At 61.6% G+C, this 16,427-nt stretch carries 22 protein-coding genes; 1 reads left to right on the forward strand and 21 read right to left on the reverse strand.

Annotation, left to right across the window (positions count from 1 at the left end):
• On the forward strand, positions 1 to 2,160 hold the full coding sequence (locus COLINT_RS03640; RefSeq protein WP_039910322.1) for a transglycosylase domain-containing protein: 2,160 nt from the start codon (positions 1 to 3) through the stop codon (positions 2,158 to 2,160).
• Positions 2,161 to 2,445: 285 nt separating this feature from the next.
• Here COLINT_RS03640 and COLINT_RS03645 read toward each other — a convergent pair whose 3' ends face one another.
• From COLINT_RS03645 to rplE, 21 genes are all read right to left on the reverse strand, one after another.
• Positions 2,446 to 2,883: an arginine repressor gene (locus tag COLINT_RS03645; RefSeq protein WP_039910324.1), complete on the reverse strand. Its 438-nt coding sequence runs from the start codon at positions 2,881 to 2,883 to the stop codon at positions 2,446 to 2,448.
• Positions 2,884 to 3,047: 164 nt separating this feature from the next.
• Positions 3,048 to 3,902 (reverse strand): tRNA pseudouridine(38-40) synthase TruA, encoded by an 855-nt coding sequence (truA, locus tag COLINT_RS03650; protein ID WP_156780320.1) that lies wholly within the window; start codon positions 3,900 to 3,902, stop codon positions 3,048 to 3,050.
• Positions 3,903 to 3,922: 20 nt separating this feature from the next.
• On the reverse strand, positions 3,923 to 6,175 hold the full coding sequence (locus COLINT_RS03655; protein ID WP_006723022.1) for an ATP-binding cassette domain-containing protein: 2,253 nt from the start codon (positions 6,173 to 6,175) through the stop codon (positions 3,923 to 3,925).
• A gap of 91 nt (positions 6,176 to 6,266) precedes the next feature.
• Positions 6,267 to 6,761, reverse strand: a complete 495-nt coding sequence (gene rplQ, locus COLINT_RS03660; protein WP_006723023.1) for a 50S ribosomal protein L17 — start codon at positions 6,759 to 6,761, stop codon at positions 6,267 to 6,269.
• Positions 6,762 to 6,787: 26 nt separating this feature from the next.
• Positions 6,788 to 7,729: a DNA-directed RNA polymerase subunit alpha gene (locus COLINT_RS03665; protein WP_006723024.1), complete on the reverse strand. Its 942-nt coding sequence runs from the start codon at positions 7,727 to 7,729 to the stop codon at positions 6,788 to 6,790.
• 29 nt (positions 7,730 to 7,758) lie between these two features.
• Positions 7,759 to 8,355, reverse strand: coding sequence for a 30S ribosomal protein S4 (rpsD, locus tag COLINT_RS03670; protein WP_006723025.1), 597 nt, complete (start codon positions 8,353 to 8,355; stop codon positions 7,759 to 7,761).
• A gap of 19 nt (positions 8,356 to 8,374) precedes the next feature.
• The gene (gene rpsK / locus COLINT_RS03675; protein WP_006723026.1) at positions 8,375 to 8,782 is read right to left on the reverse strand and encodes a 30S ribosomal protein S11; all 408 of its coding nucleotides are present in this window, start codon (positions 8,780 to 8,782) and stop codon (positions 8,375 to 8,377) included.
• 16 nt (positions 8,783 to 8,798) lie between these two features.
• Entirely contained in the window at positions 8,799 to 9,173 is a 375-nt protein-coding gene (gene rpsM / locus COLINT_RS03680; RefSeq protein WP_006723027.1) for a 30S ribosomal protein S13, read from the reverse strand.
• 15 nt (positions 9,174 to 9,188) lie between these two features.
• Entirely contained in the window at positions 9,189 to 9,302 is a 114-nt protein-coding gene (gene rpmJ, locus COLINT_RS03685; RefSeq protein WP_006363204.1) for a 50S ribosomal protein L36, read from the reverse strand.
• A 149-nt stretch (positions 9,303 to 9,451) separates the two neighbouring features.
• Positions 9,452 to 9,670 carry a translation initiation factor IF-1 gene (gene infA / locus COLINT_RS03690; protein WP_039910571.1) on the reverse strand — a complete coding sequence of 73 codons (219 nt, stop codon included), beginning with the start codon at positions 9,668 to 9,670 and terminating at the stop codon, positions 9,452 to 9,454.
• Positions 9,671 to 9,789: 119 nt separating this feature from the next.
• The gene (map, locus tag COLINT_RS03695) at positions 9,790 to 10,578 is read right to left on the reverse strand and encodes a type I methionyl aminopeptidase (protein ID WP_006723030.1); all 789 of its coding nucleotides are present in this window, start codon (positions 10,576 to 10,578) and stop codon (positions 9,790 to 9,792) included.
• The gene (locus COLINT_RS03700; RefSeq protein ID WP_006723031.1) at positions 10,575 to 11,201 is read right to left on the reverse strand and encodes an adenylate kinase; all 627 of its coding nucleotides are present in this window, start codon (positions 11,199 to 11,201) and stop codon (positions 10,575 to 10,577) included. The genes map and COLINT_RS03700 overlap by 4 nt, the downstream gene beginning before the upstream one ends.
• Before the next feature lie 18 nt (positions 11,202 to 11,219).
• On the reverse strand, positions 11,220 to 12,506 hold the full coding sequence (gene secY, locus COLINT_RS03705) for a preprotein translocase subunit SecY (RefSeq protein ID WP_006723032.1): 1,287 nt from the start codon (positions 12,504 to 12,506) through the stop codon (positions 11,220 to 11,222).
• Positions 12,500 to 12,949, reverse strand: a complete 450-nt coding sequence (rplO, locus tag COLINT_RS03710) for a 50S ribosomal protein L15 (RefSeq protein WP_006723033.1) — start codon at positions 12,947 to 12,949, stop codon at positions 12,500 to 12,502. The genes secY and rplO overlap by 7 nt, the downstream gene beginning before the upstream one ends.
• Before the next feature lie 2 nt (positions 12,950 to 12,951).
• Entirely contained in the window at positions 12,952 to 13,131 is a 180-nt protein-coding gene (gene rpmD / locus COLINT_RS03715) for a 50S ribosomal protein L30 (RefSeq protein ID WP_006723034.1), read from the reverse strand.
• Between the two features lie 2 nt (positions 13,132 to 13,133).
• On the reverse strand, positions 13,134 to 13,664 hold the full coding sequence (gene rpsE, locus COLINT_RS03720) for a 30S ribosomal protein S5 (protein WP_006723035.1): 531 nt from the start codon (positions 13,662 to 13,664) through the stop codon (positions 13,134 to 13,136).
• 11 nt (positions 13,665 to 13,675) lie between these two features.
• Positions 13,676 to 14,038 carry a 50S ribosomal protein L18 gene (rplR, locus tag COLINT_RS03725; protein WP_006723036.1) on the reverse strand — a complete coding sequence of 121 codons (363 nt, stop codon included), beginning with the start codon at positions 14,036 to 14,038 and terminating at the stop codon, positions 13,676 to 13,678.
• A gap of 68 nt (positions 14,039 to 14,106) precedes the next feature.
• Positions 14,107 to 14,643 (reverse strand): 50S ribosomal protein L6, encoded by a 537-nt coding sequence (rplF, locus tag COLINT_RS03730; protein ID WP_006723037.1) that lies wholly within the window; start codon positions 14,641 to 14,643, stop codon positions 14,107 to 14,109.
• A gap of 34 nt (positions 14,644 to 14,677) precedes the next feature.
• The gene (gene rpsH / locus COLINT_RS03735) at positions 14,678 to 15,076 is read right to left on the reverse strand and encodes a 30S ribosomal protein S8 (protein ID WP_006723038.1); all 399 of its coding nucleotides are present in this window, start codon (positions 15,074 to 15,076) and stop codon (positions 14,678 to 14,680) included.
• 126 nt (positions 15,077 to 15,202) lie between these two features.
• Positions 15,203 to 15,388, reverse strand: coding sequence for a type Z 30S ribosomal protein S14 (locus COLINT_RS03740; RefSeq protein ID WP_039910329.1), 186 nt, complete (start codon positions 15,386 to 15,388; stop codon positions 15,203 to 15,205).
• Positions 15,389 to 15,478: 90 nt separating this feature from the next.
• The gene (rplE, locus tag COLINT_RS03745; protein ID WP_006723039.1) at positions 15,479 to 16,036 is read right to left on the reverse strand and encodes a 50S ribosomal protein L5; all 558 of its coding nucleotides are present in this window, start codon (positions 16,034 to 16,036) and stop codon (positions 15,479 to 15,481) included.
• Between the last annotated feature and the right edge of the window lie 391 nt (positions 16,037 to 16,427).

A 16,427-nucleotide genomic window follows, 5' to 3' on the forward strand; every position in this document is an offset into this window, starting at 1 on the left:
ATGGGTCCTCGCCAGCGTCATGCGCGCTCTCGCGCAAAAACGCACGCCACCCCCGTCGTGCTCTTCTCCGTGCTGGGCTTTCTCCTCGTCGCCGGCATCGCGTTCGGCATCGGCATGCTCGGCAACATCAACCGTTGGCTCTCCGATCTCCCCGATTACACGGATGCCGACGAGTACCTCGTGAGCGAGCCCACGCATATCCTGGACTCCCAGGGCACCGAGATCGCCACGTTCTTTGTCCAGAATCGCGAGAGCGTCACGGCCGACAAGGTCTCCGAGTGGGTCCTCAAGGGCACCGTCGACGTCGAGGACGAGCGTTTCTACGAGCACAGCGGCGTCGACATCATCGGCATCGGACGCGCCGTCCTGGCACAGCTCTCCGGCCGATCCGAAGGCGCCTCGACCATCACCCAGCAGCTCGTGCGCAACACCATCCTGTCCGAAGAGCAGTTTGACCAGACCATCGAGCGCAAGGTGCGCGAGGCTTTCATCGCCATGGAGATGGAGAAGATCTTCTCCAAGGACGAAATCCTCATGATGTACCTCAATACCATCTACTACGGACATGGCGCTTACGGCATCCAGGCCGCCTCCAAGACGTACCTCTCCAAGAATGCCAGCGAGCTCACGCTCGCCGAGGCCGCGCTGCTCATCGGCCTGCCCAACTCGCCCTCGTACTACGACCCCACCGTCAACCCCGATGTGGCCGTCGACCGCCGCAACAAGGTTCTCGGCAACATGCTGCGCATCGGGACCATCTCCCAGGATGAGTACGACGCCGCCGTAGCCGAGCCGCTCGCACTCAACGTCACCGAGACCTCCGACACCGGCATCTCCGTGTACGCGCATCCCTACTTCGTCGACTACGTGAAATCCCTGCTGCAGGAGGAGTTCTCCACCGACGTCCTGTTCAAGGGCGGCCTCACCGTGACCACCACCATCGACCCCGCGATCCAGCAGGCCGCCGAGACCGCTGCCGTCGAGAACATCAACAAGTACCCTGCCGCAAACGACCTGCAGATCGGCATGAGCGTGGTCGACCCCAAAACCGGTCACATCAAGGCCATGGTCGGCGGCCGCGATTACAATGCCGACCCCAACCACGTCAACCATGCGACCGCCAAACGCCAGCCCGGGTCCTCCTTCAAGAGTTTCACCCTGGCCACCGCCATCAAGATGGGTGTGAATCCCAACATCACCATCAACTGCGAGTCCCCCATGTACTGGGACAATCCCGGTGGCGAGGACATCAAGATCCAGAACATTGGTAATCACAACTACGGGTACCGCTCCCTTGCCTCCGCGACCGCTGTGTCTTCCAACACCGGCTACGTGCAGCTGGCCGAGACCATCGGCAATCAGAACATCCTGCAGACCTGCAAGAGCCTCGGTCTGGACACCTCCTCGATGCACGACGTCCTCTCGATGACGTTGGGCACCGGCGACGTCACGACGCTGCAAATGGCTAACGCTTACGCTTCCTTCGCCAACGGCGGAGAGCACCGCGCACCCGTTGCCATCACCGAGATCAAGTCGCGCACCGGCGAGGTCGTGTACACGCACAAGGACGAGAAGACCCAGGCCCTCACCGCCGGCGATGCCGCGGCCGTGACCGAGGTCCTCGAAACCGTCATGGAGCGTGGCGGCACCGGCGTTACCGGCAACCCCTGGATCAAGCAGCCCATCGCCGGCAAGACGGGAACCGCCGGTACTGCCTCCGACACCACGGACCTGTGGTTCTGCGGCTACACCCCCCAGCTCTCCGTCTCGATCTGGGTCGGCCACTCCGGCACGAACACGCCCATCAAGAACGTCAACAACAGCACGATGACCCTGCCCGTCTTCAAGGCCTTCATGAAGGCCGTCCTGGCCGACACGCCCCGAGAGGAATTCCCCGAGGGTCCGACGCCCGAGTACAAGCCCAACAGCGAGTGGAAGTTCTCCCACACCAAGTCCTCCGGGGAGCTCGCCGCACAGCAGCAGGCCGAGGAAGAAGCTCAGCAAGAGGAGGAGTCTGGAGATGACGAGGCTCAGGAGGAGCAGCCTCAGACCCCCACGACCCCGCAGCCTCCCGTGACCCCGCAGCCTCCCGTGACCCCGCAGCCTCCCGTGACTCCTGCCCCCGAGACCGGCGGAACAACCCCCACGACGCCCCAATAGCACGCACCCTGCACAGGTACACGCAAATCGCCCCCGCCATGCGACGGGGGCGATTTCATATCAATCCATATTGCAGCTCCAGGGCCGTCATGGGCACGCGGCAGGAAACGAGCCGGCAGCGTGACAGGCGCACCGGGCACCTAAGACCCGCACGTGCGCTACGCCAACCGACCGTTCATCACGCGACCTACCTCGAACGGCGCCAATAGGATACGAGCAGCGCGATAAGGGCGATGGGAAGGACCACAAGCAAAGTGAACAGCACGGTGTGCACGATCATGGGGCTCACTTGCGCACACTCCTCAACTTGCCGATCATGAGCTCGAACTGCTCGCCGTCGGAGGCAGTCCGCGTAATGACAAGGATGGTGTCGTTGCCGGCAAGCGAACCGAGGACATCGGGCAGCTCGGCCGCATCGATGGCCGCGGCGATGCCGAGAGCCGTACCGGGCTGAGCCTTGATGATCACGAGATTCTCAGTGCGCTGCACGCCGATCACCAGCTCGGAGACCATGCGCTGCAGATGCAGGTCCTCCGCCAAGACGTACATGCCCTCAGGAAGCTTGTGCAGGCCCATGTCGGCAATATCGCGCGACACGGTCGCCTGGGTGCAGTCGAAACCGCACGCCTTGAGCTCATCGACGAGCATCCGTTGCGTGCGAACATCCGCAGTGCGCACGATCTCGCGGATAGCGTCTTGACGACCGTTGCGTTTCTTAGCCATGGAAATCACCGTCCCCATTGCGGGCGCGCCGCTTGCAGCGGAACACGCCCGTAACTCAGGCCCTCTCGAACCTCTTCTTACTTATGCTTGAACCATTCTTGCATAGAATGCTCAATTGATAAGCACAAGGTGAATAATGTTGCAAAATTTACGATTCCAAGGGCCTACGGGCACGATGTCAGAGCACCCTCGTCATAGGCGACGTCCATGAAACACAGGCCGCGTGCAGGCGCCGTCGGGCCCGCGGCCCGGCGGTCGCAGGCGGCCAGGGCGTCGGAAAGCCAGCGCTCGTCCCTTCGACCCGCCCCGACCTCGACCAGGCTGCCCACGATCGTCCGCACCATCGAATGCAGAAAGGCATTGCCGGTGATAGTAAAGGCGATGTGCTCCTCCCCCAATGCCGATGCCCGCTCAAACGAGACGGCGATGACATTGCGGCACGTGGGCTTGTCGATAGCGGAGGATGTCTTGCAGAAGCTCTTGAAATCATGCTCTCCCACCAGGCACGCCGCGGCACGCTCCATGGCATCCATATCGAGCGGCAGTCGATGCCACCACGTGACGGATCGCGTGAGCAGCGGACGCGCATCCCCCGTGACGATGCGATACGTGTAGGTACGCGAGCGAGCGTCAAAACGGGCGGAGAACCCCGGGCGCGCATGATATACGGCGTTCAAGGCGATATCGGAGGGCAGCAAGGCCGCCATGGCGCGCATCCAACGGGCATGCGTGATGGCAAGCTCATCGGCATGCGCGGGAATGCTCACATACTGCGATACGGCGTGAACACCGGCATCCGTACGACCGGCGCACGTCAAATCGACAGGTCGGCGCAAGATCGTCTCGAGCGCCCTTCGAACCTCGCCCGCCACGGTCCTCAGGCCCTCGGGCTGCTCGGCAAATCCGCTGAAGGCGGCACCGTCATAACCCAGGCGGAATACGAGCGTCCCATCGAGCTCATCGACAGCTGGATAGGCCCCGGACACGGACAAGGCGTCAACGGTGGCGGTCTTGGTCATGGAATCCCCTTTCATCGGGCTCATCCTATCAAAGAAACGGCGATCACTGCCGCCATGGACGTCAGAGAGACCACAAGCAACGCTCGGTCACGGCGGCCGAGCGGTCGCGGTACGGGCAGCCGCCCTTCGGAAGACGCATCGTAGCAACGGGCCGACATGGCCTCGGCGAGACGGTCGGCACGACGGAACAGGCCCACCACGAGCGGTGTGAGCACCGACCCCCATATGCGAATGCGCTCGACAAGACCGCCCTCATCGAAGCGGGCCCCGCGGGCGCGCTGCGCCAGACGGATACGGCCGAGCTCTTCGCTCACCAAGGGTATAAATCGCAAAGCCAGCGACAGCACCGTTCCGAGGGCGGCCACGGGCATGCCGAAATGCGCAAGGGGACGAAGCAGGCGCACGACCGCATCGCTGATCTGTGTGGCGGTGGTTGAAGACGAAACCGCGAGGGAAAATCCCACAAGAATCAAAATGCGCACTACGGCGGTGACGCCCCTCATCCCGCCGGCAGGATCGAGACGTGCGGGACCCGCAAGCGGCACCGCTCCATGTCCGTCGCATGAGACGAGATTGGCCACAAGCGTAAACATCAAGATGATGGCGACGGGCCGCATGCCGCGCAAAACATCGCGAGCGCCCATGCGCGCACTGAACACCGTGACCGCAAGCGCGGCGAACCAGAAGCACCACTCCCACGCATCGGCAGCGGTAAAGACGCCCAGCGTGGCGACAAGGAGCACCGCGATCTTAACGCGCGCATCGACATGGGCGAGCAGGGTACCCGCCACATAACCGCCAAATGGCCCCATAGGAGCCTGAGAACGCGCAGAAGGCCTCTTGAGGGCCGATGGCTCGTCGGCATGGGCAGCACGGGCCTGAGTGCCCTCAAGATGATCTGGGCGAAGCACACCGCCCTCCAGCACGAGCACACGGTCGGCAAGACGCTCCCACTCCGGCAGATCGTGCGTGACAACGAGCACCGCGCGTCCCTCATTGACGAGTTCACAGGCGAGTCGATGGATGAATGAACGGCCCTCCGCGTCAAGAGCAGCGCTCGGCTCATCGAAGATGTAAGCCGGCGCATCCAAAGCAATGACCGAGGCGATTGCCACGCGGCGCGCCTGGCCACCCGAAAGCTCAAACGGAGAGCGTTCAAGAACTTCCACAGGAAGCCCGACCGCCCCGATGGACCGCTCCACAAGCACGCGGACCTCTCCCTCGTCAAAGCCGGCGTTGCGCGGGGCAAAGGCCACCTCATCGAAGACGGTATCGTGAAAGAACTGCGCCTCCGGCTGCTGAAACGCCACTCCCACCATCCCCGGCGTCGCGGCATGCCCGCATACACGCACAGTGCCTGCATCGGGCTCGAGCAGACCGGCAGCGAGGGAGGAGAGCGTAGATTTTCCAGCGCCGGACGCGCCGGCGAGTATCACAAGCTCACCGGCGTGCAGATCAAGGTCCACGCCGTCGAGAACCGTTCGACCGCCGCGAGAGGATACAACGCCATCGAGCGACACTACGGTCTCTCTTGCAGCTCCGCCAGTGACTCGTCGTCCAACGTCGACTCGTAAGCCAGCTTCGATGCGGGTCTCGGCGCCAGAATGAGCCTCACCACAGGCCGAACCGCGAGCAACGGATCCGTCACACACGATGACCCTATCAGCCAGCGCTATCTCGTCGTCATCATGGGTTATGAGGACGAGGCCCAACCCGCGTTCATGGGAGAGCGCGGTGAACAGGCCGCGCATAAGCTCACGGGAGCGAGGGTCAAGTTGGGAGGTAGGCTCGTCGAGCACCAGATAGCGCGGGCGCATTGCCAGCACACCGGCGAGTGCAAGACGTTGCTGCTCACCACCGGAGAGTTCTGTTGTTACCCGCTGGTCAAATCCGTGAAGCAATGACAATTCCAGGGCCTCGTCGACGCGACGGGCAACCTCGTCTTCATCGATGCCGAGGTTCCGAGGTCCAAACGCAACCTCATCGAAAACGAGCGACGAGACGATTTGATCGAGCGGATCCTGTCGGACGTAGCCAACCAGCTCGCGCACGCGCAAGCGTTCCAGCTCACTGGCGGAAGGGTCGTGACCGTCAACAACCACGGCACCTCCGTCAACGAGCTGAGCTGCACATATGGCGCGCCCAAGCGTGGACTTGCCACATCCGTTCTCCCCCACCAGGGCAACAATCTCTCCAGGAGCGATGTTGAAGGACATTCCGTTAATCACGGCGGTGCCGTCGTAGGCAATAGACACCCCATGCAGGTCGATCATGTCACTCCCCTCAAATCTAAACCAATGCAGGATACGAAAAAGGGCGGTTCCGAAGAACCGCCCTCGTATGCAGCTAGCAAAGTAGCATGAGCTACTCAGCGGACTCCTCAGCCGGAGCCTCGGCAGCCTCGGTCTCGACGACCTCGGCAGCCTCCTCAGCCTCAACGACCTTGGGAGCAGCGGCCTTCTTGGCCGGTGCAGCCTTCTTGGCCTTGGGGGTGCAGGGCTCGGAGACGATCTCGATGATGACCATCTCGGCGCAGTCGCCCTTGCGCGGGCCGAGCTTCATGATGCGGGTGTAACCGCCGTTGCGGTCGGCCCACATGCCCTGAGCGGCCTTGTCGAAGATCTCGGCGACGAGGTTCTTGTCGCCGAGCTTGGCGATGGCGAGACGACGAGAGTGCAGGTCGCCCTTCTTGGCCCAGGTGATGATGGGCTCGGCGTAGCTGCGCAGCGCCTTGGCGCGGGTCTCGGTGGTCTTGATGCGATCGTTCTCGAAGAGCGCCTTGGTAAGGCTCTTCTTCATGGCCTTGGTGTGGCTGGCATCGGTGCCGAGCTTCAGGCCCTTCTTCTTGTTGTGACGCATGGTCTGGTTCTCCTCTAATACCTGGGTTAAGCCTTGAGGCTGAGACCCATGGACTCAAGTTTGTCCTTGACTTCCTCAATCGACTTCACGCCGAAGTTGCGGATGTTCAGCAGGTCGTTCTCGGAGAACTCGACCAGCTGACGCACGGAGTGAATGCCAGCGCGCTTGAGGCAGTTGTAGGAGCGGACGGAAAGGTCCAGATCCTCGATCTGCTTATCAAGCTCGGCATTGTCGCTCGTAACCTCGGGGGCGAAGATGGAGACTTCCTCCTCCGCCTCGGGCTCGTCGGCCAGGGTCATGAACGCAGCCATGTGCTGGTTGATGATGTTGGCAGCGGAGACGACGGCGTCACGCGGGGAAATCGCGCCATTGGTCTCGATCTCGAGGACCAGACGATCGTAGTCGGTGTGCTGACCAACGCGGCAGGCCTCGACGAGCTTGGCGCAGCGCTTGACCGGCGAGAAGAGCGAGTCGACATGGATGATGCCGATCGGGTCGTTGTCACGCTTGTTCTGCTCATAGGACACGTAACCGCGACCATACCCGATGCGCATGCTCATGGTCAGGTGACCGCCCTCGGTGAGGGTAGCGATGTGCTGATCGGGGTTGACGAGCTCGAACTCGGACGGGATGAAGAAGTCAGCGCCGGTAACCTCGCAAGGACCGTCGACCGAGATGGTCGCAGTGCCCTCGTCCGTGGTACCGAGCGTGCGGAACACGAGACCCTTCACGTTCAGGACGATGTCGGTGACATCCTCGACCATGTTGGGAATCGTGGTGAACTCGTGCTGGGCGCCATCGATCTGGATGGCCTCGACGGCTGCACCCTCGAGCGAGGACAGCAGCACACGGCGCAGGGAGTTACCCAGCGTGTCGCCGTATCCACGCTCCAGAGGCTCGACGGAGACGCGAGCAGCGGTGTCGCTGATCTCCTCGACGTGAACCTGGGGCCTGATGAATTCTGACATGTAATACCTCCAGCGTAGCGCGCGAACGATTACTTCGAGTAAAGCTCGACGATGAGCTGCTCGTTGATATCGCCGCTGATCTGGTCACGAGAGGGCAGCGAGATGACGTTGCCGGAAAGCTTCTCGATGTCGACCTCGAGCCAGCCGGGAACCTCAAAGCGCTCGGAGGAGATGAGGGCCTCCTTGATGGGGAGCAGGTCGCGGAACTTCTCGCCAACGGCGATGACGTCGCCGGCCTTCACGCGGTAGGACGGGATGTCGACGCGCTTGCCGTTCACGGTGAAGTGGCCGTGACGGACGGTCTGACGAGCCTCCTTGCGGGTGCGAGCGAAGCCGAGACGGAACACAACGTTGTCGAGACGGGTCTCGAGGATGGTCATGAGGTTCTCACCGGTGACGCCGTCCATGCGGAGAGCGTGCTCGTAGTAGTGGTGGAACTGCTTCTCAAGAACACCGTAGATGAACTTGACCTTCTGCTTCTCGCGCAGCTGCATGCCGTACTCAGATTCCTTGCGACGGCGCTTGGGCTGGCGGATAGATTCCTTCTTGCTGCTGTAACCCAGCTCAACGGGATCGATCCCGAGCTGGCGGCAGCGCTTGAGAACCGGAGTCCTGTCGATTGCCATAGTAAATCGATCCTTTCAGTTACACGCGGCGACGCTTCTTGGGGCGGCAGCCGTTGTGCGGGATGGGGGTCTTATCCTGGATGCTGGCGACCTCGAGGCCGGCGGCCTGGAGGGAGCGGATCGCGGTCTCGCGGCCCGAGCCGGGGCCCTTAACGAAGACGGCGACCTTGTGCATGCCGTGCTCCATAGCGGCCTTGGCGCAAGCCTCGGCGGCCATCTGAGCGGCAAACGGGGTCGACTTACGGGAGCCCTTGAAGCCCACCGTGCCGGCCGACTGCCAGGCGATGACGTTACCCGCGGGATCGGTGATGGAAACGATGGTGTTGTTGAACGTAGAACGGATGTGAGCCTGGCCCACGGAAATGTTCTTACGGTCGGCGCGCTTGATACGGGTGGCGGCGCCGCGCTTGTTCTTTGCAGTAGCCATTATGCGTCAGTCTCCCTTATTTCTTCTTCTTGGCACCGATCTGACGCTTCGGACCCTTGCGGGTACGAGCGTTGGTGTGGGTGCGCTGGCCGCGAACAGGGAGGCCCTTGCGGTGACGGAGGCCACGGTTGCAGCCGATGTCCATGAGGCGCTTGACGTTCTGGGAGCGCTCACGACGGAGGTCACCCTCGACCATCAGGCCGTTCTGATCAATGTAATCGCGGATCGCCGAGATCTGCTCCTCGGTGAGGTCCTTGATGCGAGTGCCGTCGACAATGTTGAGATCGGCGCACATCTTCGCTGCGGTGGTGCGGCCGATGCCGTAGATGTAGGTCAGACCAATCTCCGCACGCTTCTCGTTCGGAAGGTCGACACCGTTAATACGGGCCACTGTGGATCTCCTCTCTTAGCCCTGGCGCTGCTTGTGGCGCGGGTTCTCGCAGATCACGAGGACCTTGCCATGGCGGCGGATGATTTTGCACTTATCGCACATCTTCTTGACGGAAGGGCGTACCTTCATCGTTCTTCCTTTCGGTAGTGCTCAAGCTACAAGGTGGAATGTTATCTACTCGCCCAGCCGCAGGCGTTTACAACGAATGGCTGGATGCACGGCGCGGGTATCGGGGGCAGAGCACTCCCCTTCCTCCTGTGCCGGCACAAAGACTGTCGCTACTTATAGCGATAGGTGATGCGACCGCGGGTGAGGTCGTACGGAGACAGCTGCACCGTGACCTTGTCGCCCGGGAGAATGCGGATGTAGTTCATACGAATCTTGCCGGAGATCGAGCAGAGAACGGACACACCGTTCTCCAGCTCAACGCGAAACATGGCGTTGGGCAGCGGCTCAGTGACCGTACCTTCAAGTTCGATGGCGTCTTCCTTCTTCAAGGCAATCATCTTTCTCTTGAAAACGACAGCAGCATTGCATGTTACTACATGCCAAAGACGCGATCGGGAAATTCCCAATCGCTACATAATTTTTTCCTGACCCGTCATGATGGATCAGCTTACATGACACCGCCGGACATCGAGCACCATGGACCCTTGGCATCCTGGGTGAGAATAACGGGGCCATCCTCGGTGATGGCAACCGTGTTCTCGTAGTGAGCCGCGGGCAGGCCATCATTGGTACTGACGAGCCAACCGTCCGCGCCGGTGTGAACGCGGTTGGATCCGAGCGTGATCATCGGCTCAATTGCGATGACCATGCCGGCCTCGAGCTTCACACCGCGACCCTTCTTGCCGTAGTTCGGCACATTGGGATCCTCGTGCATGGCGCGGCCGATACCGTGACCAACGTAGTCGCGCAGCACACCGTAGCCATTGGCCTCAGCGAGAGACTGCACCGCGTGGCCGATATCACCGATATGGTTACCGGGAACGGCCTGCTCGATGGCAGCCTTCAGGCAGTCGAGCGTGCACTCACACAGACCCTTGACCTCAACAGAGGGGGTGCCGACGTAAAACGTCCAGGCATTATCCCCCACCCAACCATCCACGATGGCGCCGGTGTCGATGGAAATCACGTCGCCGTCGCGCAGAATGACATCAGGGTTGGGGATGCCGTGCACGACGGCATCGTTCAAGGATGCACAGATGGAGCCGGGGAAGCCGCCGTAACCCTTGAAGGCCGGGGTTCCACCATGCATGCGGATGATCTGCTCGGCGAGTTGGTCGAGCTCGAAGGTGGACACGCCGGGACGAATCATCGCCCCGACGTGACGGAGCGCCATCTTAGACAGCGCTCCGGCCTTCTTCATCTGCTCAATTTCGGTGGCAGACTTGAACTTGATCATAGACCGAGCTCAGCCTTCACGTCGGTGTACACCAGGTCGATGTCGCGGTTGCCGTCGACGACCTTGAGGATGCCCTGACCGCGATAGTACTCGACCAGCGGGCTGGTGTTCTTCTCGTACACATCGAGGCGGTTCTTGATGGTCTCGGGCTTGTCATCGTCGCGCTGATACATCTCACCGGCGCAAGACGGGCACACGGTGGTGTCCGGACCGGCGGTGTAGCCGCAGTCACGGCAGGTGCGACGAGAGGACAGGCGGTCGATGATGACCTCTGCCGGGACGTCGACCAGCAGGGCGCCGTCGAGCTCGCGACCCATGGCGGCAAGCTCGGTGTCGAGCGTGACAGCCTGGGTGGTGTTACGCGGGAAGCCGTCGAGGATGAAGCCCTTCTGGGCGTCATCGGCGGCAAGGCGCTCCTTGACGAGATCGATCACAAGCTGGTCGGGGACGAGCTCGCCTGCATCCATGTACTTCTTTGCGGCGACGCCGAGCTCGGACTGAGCCTTGACGGCAGCGCGAAGCAGGTCGCCGGTGGAGATGTGGGCCACGCCGTAGTCGGCGACGAGGCGCTGGGCCTGGGTGCCCTTACCGGCGCCGGGGGCGCCCAACAACACGATGTTCATGAGAGACTCCTTTGAGACCTACTTGAAGAAACCGTCGTAGTCGTACATCTTGAGCTGGCTCTCGACCTTGTCGATGGTGTCCATGACAACACCGACCATGATCAGAACCGAAGTGCCCCCAAAGGCCTGGATGAGCGCGTTGTTCGTAAAGGAGAACACGATCGAGGGGACGATGGCGATGCATGCGAGGAAGATTGCGCTCGGGAGCGTAATCTTGTTCAGCGCATTCTTGATGTAATGAGCCGTCTGCTTACCGGGACGAACGCCGGGGATGAAGCCGCCCTGCTTCTTGAGATTCTCAGCCGTCTCGTCCGGGTTGAAGACCATGGACGTATAGAAGTAGGCAAAGAACACGATGAGGACGACGTTCAGGATCCAGTTGATCCAGCCGCTGGACAGTGCTCCGGCAAAGGCCTGCATCCAACCGACGTTGGGGAAGAAGACCGCAAGCTGAGCCGGGAAGTACAGCAGGGCGCTCGCGAAGATGATCGGAATGACGCCGGCGGTGTTCACCTTGATCGGCAGATACGTGGACTGACCACCCATGATGCGACGACCGACGACGCGCTTGGCGTACTGTACCGGGATACGACGCTGACCGCGCTCGAGGTACACGATGAACGGAATGACGCACAGGATCACGACGAGGATGACGAGCGTGGTGATGACGCCCATGTTGCCGCCCTCGATGGACTGGAAGATAGCCTGAGGCAGACCGGCCATGATGTTGGCGAAGATGATCAGGCTCATGCCGTTGCCGATACCGCGCTGGGTGATGAGCTCACCGATCCACATGATGAGCATGGCGCCCGCGGTGAGCGTACCCACGATCATAATGTCGAAGATGATCTCGGGGGCGCCCGCACCGTTGAACTGGATACCGAAGCTCTTGAAGAGGAAGAGGTAACCAACGGAGTTCAGCAGGGCGAGGCCGAGCGTGAGGTAACGAGAGTACTGGGTGATCTTGGTCTGGCCAACCTCACCCTCACGGGCCAGCTCATGCAGGCTGGGCACAACAGCCTGGAGCATCTGCATGATGATGGAGCTCGTGATGTAGGGCATGATGCCCAGGGAGAAGACGGACACGTAAGAGAGCGCACCGCCCGAGAAAAGATTCAGCAGGGCCATCGCACCGCTGGCGAAGGTATCGCCAGCGGATTGGAAAAGGCCCGACATCGCCTGGAAGGGGATGCCGGGCACGGGAACGTGCGCACCGATACGGTACACAACGAGCATCGCGATGGTAAAAAGAATCTTTCCGCGGAGTTCTTTGATGCGGAAGGTGTTCTTCAAACCAGTTAGCACGGAAGCTCGACCTTTCCGCCAGCGGCCTCGATCTTGGCCTTCGCGGAAGCGGAGACCTTGTCGACCTTGACCGTGAGCTTACGGGAGAGCTCGCCGTCGCCGAGCACCTTGACGGGCTCGAACTCGGACTTGGTGATGCCAGCGGCCTTGAGGGAGGCACCGTCGACAACGGCACCGTCCTCGAACTTGACCTCGAGCGTAGAGACGTTCACAGCGGTGAACTCGATACGACGGGGATTCTTGAAGCCGGGGAGCTTGGGGAGACGCATCGCGAGCGGGGTCTGGCCGCCCTCGAAACCGGCGCCCTTGGTGCCGCCGGAGCGGGAGCCCTGGCCGTTCAGGCCGCGACCGGCGTAGGTGCCGCCCTTGCCGGAGTTACCGCGACCGACGCGCTTGCGGCTGTGGGTGGAACCCTGAGCCGGAGTAAGGTCATGAAGCTGCATTGTTACTCCTCCACAATCTCAACGAGATGCTTGACCTTGAAGATCATGCCACGCACGCCCTCATTGTCGGTGATCTCGCGGGTGTCGTTGATGCGATGCAGGCCGAGGGCGCGGACGGTGCGGCGCTGATCCTCCTTGCAGCCGTTGATGCTGCGGACCTGCTTGATCTTGATGGTAGCCATGCCTAGTTCTCCTTCTTGCCAACAAACATCTCGGAGACGGTGAGGCCGCGGCGGGCAGCGACATCCTCAGGGGTGGAGAGCTGCTTGAGACCCTCGGCAGCGGCCTTGATGATGTTCAGGCCGTTGTCGGAACCGAGCGACTTGGACAGAATGTTCTTGATGCCGGCCAGCTCGAAGAGCGGACGGACGGCACCGCCAGCGATGACGCCGGTACCCTCGACAGCGGGGCGCATGATGATGCTAGCAGCACCGAACTCACCCTGAACGTCGTGGGGAATGGTACCCTCGGCGGTCACGGGAACGTGGAACATGTGCTTCTTAGCGTCGATGGAGGCCTTGGAGATAGCCAGCGGCACCTCCGCGGACTTGCCCATGCCCAGACCGACGTTGCCCTTGCCGTCGCCCACGACCACGAGGGCCACGAGGCTCATGCGACGACCGCCCTTGACGGTCTTGGCGACGCGGTTGATGAAAACGACGCGCTCCTCGAACTCGGAGGCCTCGCGCTGCTGCTTCTGCTGATTACGAGCCATGCTCTTACCTCCTAGAATTCGAGACCGGCGGCGCGAGCACCGTCGGCGAGGGCCTTGACGCGACCATGGTAGACGCGGCCACCGCGGTCGAAGGAAACGGTCTTGATGCCGGCCTCGAGGGCGCGCTCGCCCACGAGCTTACCGACCTTCTCGGCAGCCTCCTTGTTGCTGGTGGTCGTGCCCTTGAACTCGGCCTCGAGGGTGGAGGCGGAGACGAGGGTGTGACCCTTGGTGTCGTCGACGATCATGGCGTAGATGTTGGCGTTGGAACGCACGACGCGCAGACGCGGGCGAGCCGGGGTGCCAAAGATCTTGCCGCGGACACGGCGCTGACGACGCTTGAGGCCGGCGCGCTTTGCCTGTTGCTTGTTCATGTGAAACTCCTTATGAAGTCCTGCCAGCACCTGACGGGGTGCTGGTCTTACGACGTGGAAGCGCTCTACTACTTAGCGGCCTTGCCGAGCTTGCGGCGGATGTGCTCGCCCAGGTAGTGGATGCCCTTGCCCTTGTAAGGCTCCGGCGGACGCTTGGCACGGATCTCGGCGGCAACCTGGCCGACCTGCTGCTTGTCGATGCCCTTGACGTGGATGTGGGTGTTGTCCGGGCACTCGAAGGTGATGCCCTCGGGGGCGGTGTAGATCACCGGGTGAGAGTAACCAAGGGACAGATCCAGGTCCTTGCCCTTGAGCTGAACACGGTAGCCAACGCCGGCGAGCTCGAGGACCTTGGTGTAGCCCTCGGAGACGCCGATGACCATGTTCTGGATCAGGGCGCGGGTGAGGCCGTGGCGGGCACGGGTCTCACGCTCGTCGTCGGGGCGGGAGACGGTCAGCACGCCGTCGGCGACCTCGATGGTGAGCTTCTCATAGAAATCGGCCTCAAGGGTGCCCTTGGAGCCCTTCACGGACACGTGAGTGCCGTCAACTGCCACTTCGACTCCGGCGGGAATCTGGACAGGCTTCTTACCGATACGAGACACGGTGTTCTCCTTTCCTTCTACTCGCCTAAGCGAATTACCAGATGAGGGCGATGACCTCGCCGCCGATGCCCTTCTTGCGAGCATCGCGGTCGGCCATGACACCCTGGCTGGTGGAAACAATGGCGGTACCGAGGCCGCCGCGGACGCGGGGGAGGTCCTTCACGCCGGCGTACTTGCGCAGACCAGGCTTGGAGTAGCGCTTGATGCCGTTGATGACCTTGGCCTTCTTGGGACCGTACTTGAGGGTGATGTGAAGGGTCTTGGCGGGGGCGGTGTCCTCAACGGTGTAGCCCTCGATGTAGCCCTCCTCGTAGATGACTCGAGCGATCTCGACGAGCTTCTTGGAGCTCGGCATCGAGACCTCGGCCTTGTTCGCAGCATTGCCGTTGCGGATGCGCGTGAGCATGTCTGCGATCGGGTCGGTGAGATTCATGTGGATTCTCCTTCGTTCTTGATGAGTCCGTGCCCTCGGTACTCCCCCACCCTTAGCGGGGAAGCCTGTAAGGCACGTCTTCCGTACGCTCCACCTCATAGATGAGATGGGCGCGCTGGCAGTGACTTACCAGCTGGCCTTCTTGATGCCGGGAAGCTCGCCCTTGAGCGCCAGCTCGCGGAAGCAGACACGGCACAGGCCGAACTTGCGGTACACAGAGTGCGGACGGCCGCAGCGCTGGCAGCGCGTGTACTCGCGGGTCGAGAACTTCTGCTTGCGATTGCACTTGACGATCATCGATGTCTTAGCCACTTATTTCCTCCTCACATACGTATATATGCGCCTCGGACAGGCGGCACGTGCTCTTCGCGCACCGCCTGTGGAACCCGGGGCTTTAAGAACCTATTTCTTGAACGGGAAGCCGAAGGCGTCGAGAAGGGCCTTGGCCTCTTCGTCGGTCTTCGCGGTGGTGACGATGGTGATGTCCATACCACGGGTGTGGTCGACGGAGTCGAAGTCAACCTCGGGGAAGATAAGCTGCTCGGTGACGCCCATCGAGAAGTTGCCACGGCCGTCGAAGGACTTGGCGGAGATGCCGCGGAAGTCGCGGATACGGGGGATGGCGACGGAGGTCAGACGATCGAAAAACTCCCACATGCGGTCGCCGCGCAGGGTGACCTTGGCGCCGATGGGCATGCCAGCGCGCAGCTTGAAGGAGGCGATGGACTTGCGGGCGCGGGTGACCATGGGCTGCTGGCCGGTGATGACGCGCAGGTCGCGAACAGCGCCGTCGATAGCCTTGGAATCGGTGGCGGCCTCGCCGACACCCATGTTCACGACGATCTTCTCGAACTTGGGGATCATCATGACGTTCTCATACTGGAACTTGTCCTGCATGAGCTGCTTGACCTCGTCGTTGTACTTGGTCTTGAGACGGGGAATGTACTTCTCCTCAGCCATTTTCACTCCTTACTGGGGTTTTAAGCACGGGGTTGGCCTCGTGGGTTAGCCTCGTGCCTCCTGACGTGCGCCATACCCGCGATGGCTGTCTTGGGCATGACGAATTGACGGCAGGAGCCGACAAAACAGTCGTTACTATACGCTTATGCGGCGACGATTGCCACCGCAACTTCATGTGTGCAGGTAAATCCATAAATCGGGAAACGACATCCCCTTCGTGCGAGTCGGGGCTGGGAGGACCGGGGGATTTTTTCTCGGTCAGGTCCTGCGCAAGACGAAGCGTCCACTGGACGCTTCTTTGCGTGCGGAATCTACAAAAATCCCCCGGCCCTCCCAGCCCCCGGCCACGCAAAGCGTTCACATCGTTGAATCCCCGCCACTCTATACTTGT

Origin of the sequence: Collinsella intestinalis DSM 13280, from assembly GCF_000156175.1 — a bacterium.
Classification (GTDB): domain Bacteria; phylum Actinomycetota; class Coriobacteriia; order Coriobacteriales; family Coriobacteriaceae; genus Collinsella; species Collinsella intestinalis.

Excerpts from the sequence above, each read along its gene's own strand:
- COLINT_RS03640 (WP_039910322.1), top strand. The coding sequence starts at position 1 with ATGGGTCCTCGCCAGCGTCATGCGCGCTCTCGCGCAAAAACGCACGCC.
- COLINT_RS03645 (WP_039910324.1), bottom strand. The coding sequence starts at position 2,883 with ATGGCTAAGAAACGCAACGGTCGTCAAGACGCTATCCGCGAGATCGTG.
- truA (WP_156780320.1), bottom strand. The coding sequence starts at position 3,902 with ATGACCAAGACCGCCACCGTTGACGCCTTGTCCGTGTCCGGGGCCTAT.
- COLINT_RS03655 (WP_006723022.1), bottom strand. The coding sequence starts at position 6,175 with ATGATCGACCTGCATGGGGTGTCTATTGCCTACGACGGCACCGCCGTG.
- rplQ (WP_006723023.1), bottom strand. The coding sequence starts at position 6,761 with ATGCGTCACAACAAGAAGAAGGGCCTGAAGCTCGGCACCGATGCCAGC.
- COLINT_RS03665 (WP_006723024.1), bottom strand. The coding sequence starts at position 7,729 with ATGTCAGAATTCATCAGGCCCCAGGTTCACGTCGAGGAGATCAGCGAC.
- rpsD (WP_006723025.1), bottom strand. The coding sequence starts at position 8,355 with ATGGCAATCGACAGGACTCCGGTTCTCAAGCGCTGCCGCCAGCTCGGG.
- rpsK (WP_006723026.1), bottom strand. The coding sequence starts at position 8,782 with ATGGCTACTGCAAAGAACAAGCGCGGCGCCGCCACCCGTATCAAGCGC.
- rpmJ (WP_006363204.1), bottom strand. The coding sequence starts at position 9,302 with ATGAAGGTACGCCCTTCCGTCAAGAAGATGTGCGATAAGTGCAAAATC.
- map (WP_006723030.1), bottom strand. The coding sequence starts at position 10,578 with ATGATCAAGTTCAAGTCTGCCACCGAAATTGAGCAGATGAAGAAGGCC.
- COLINT_RS03700 (WP_006723031.1), bottom strand. The coding sequence starts at position 11,201 with ATGAACATCGTGTTGTTGGGCGCCCCCGGCGCCGGTAAGGGCACCCAG.
- rplO (WP_006723033.1), bottom strand. The coding sequence starts at position 12,949 with ATGCAGCTTCATGACCTTACTCCGGCTCAGGGTTCCACCCACAGCCGC.
- rpmD (WP_006723034.1), bottom strand. The coding sequence starts at position 13,131 with ATGGCTACCATCAAGATCAAGCAGGTCCGCAGCATCAACGGCTGCAAG.
- rpsE (WP_006723035.1), bottom strand. The coding sequence starts at position 13,664 with ATGGCTCGTAATCAGCAGAAGCAGCAGCGCGAGGCCTCCGAGTTCGAG.
- rplR (WP_006723036.1), bottom strand. The coding sequence starts at position 14,038 with ATGAACAAGCAACAGGCAAAGCGCGCCGGCCTCAAGCGTCGTCAGCGC.
- rpsH (WP_006723038.1), bottom strand. The coding sequence starts at position 15,076 with ATGAATCTCACCGACCCGATCGCAGACATGCTCACGCGCATCCGCAAC.
- rplE (WP_006723039.1), bottom strand. The coding sequence starts at position 16,036 with ATGGCTGAGGAGAAGTACATTCCCCGTCTCAAGACCAAGTACAACGAC.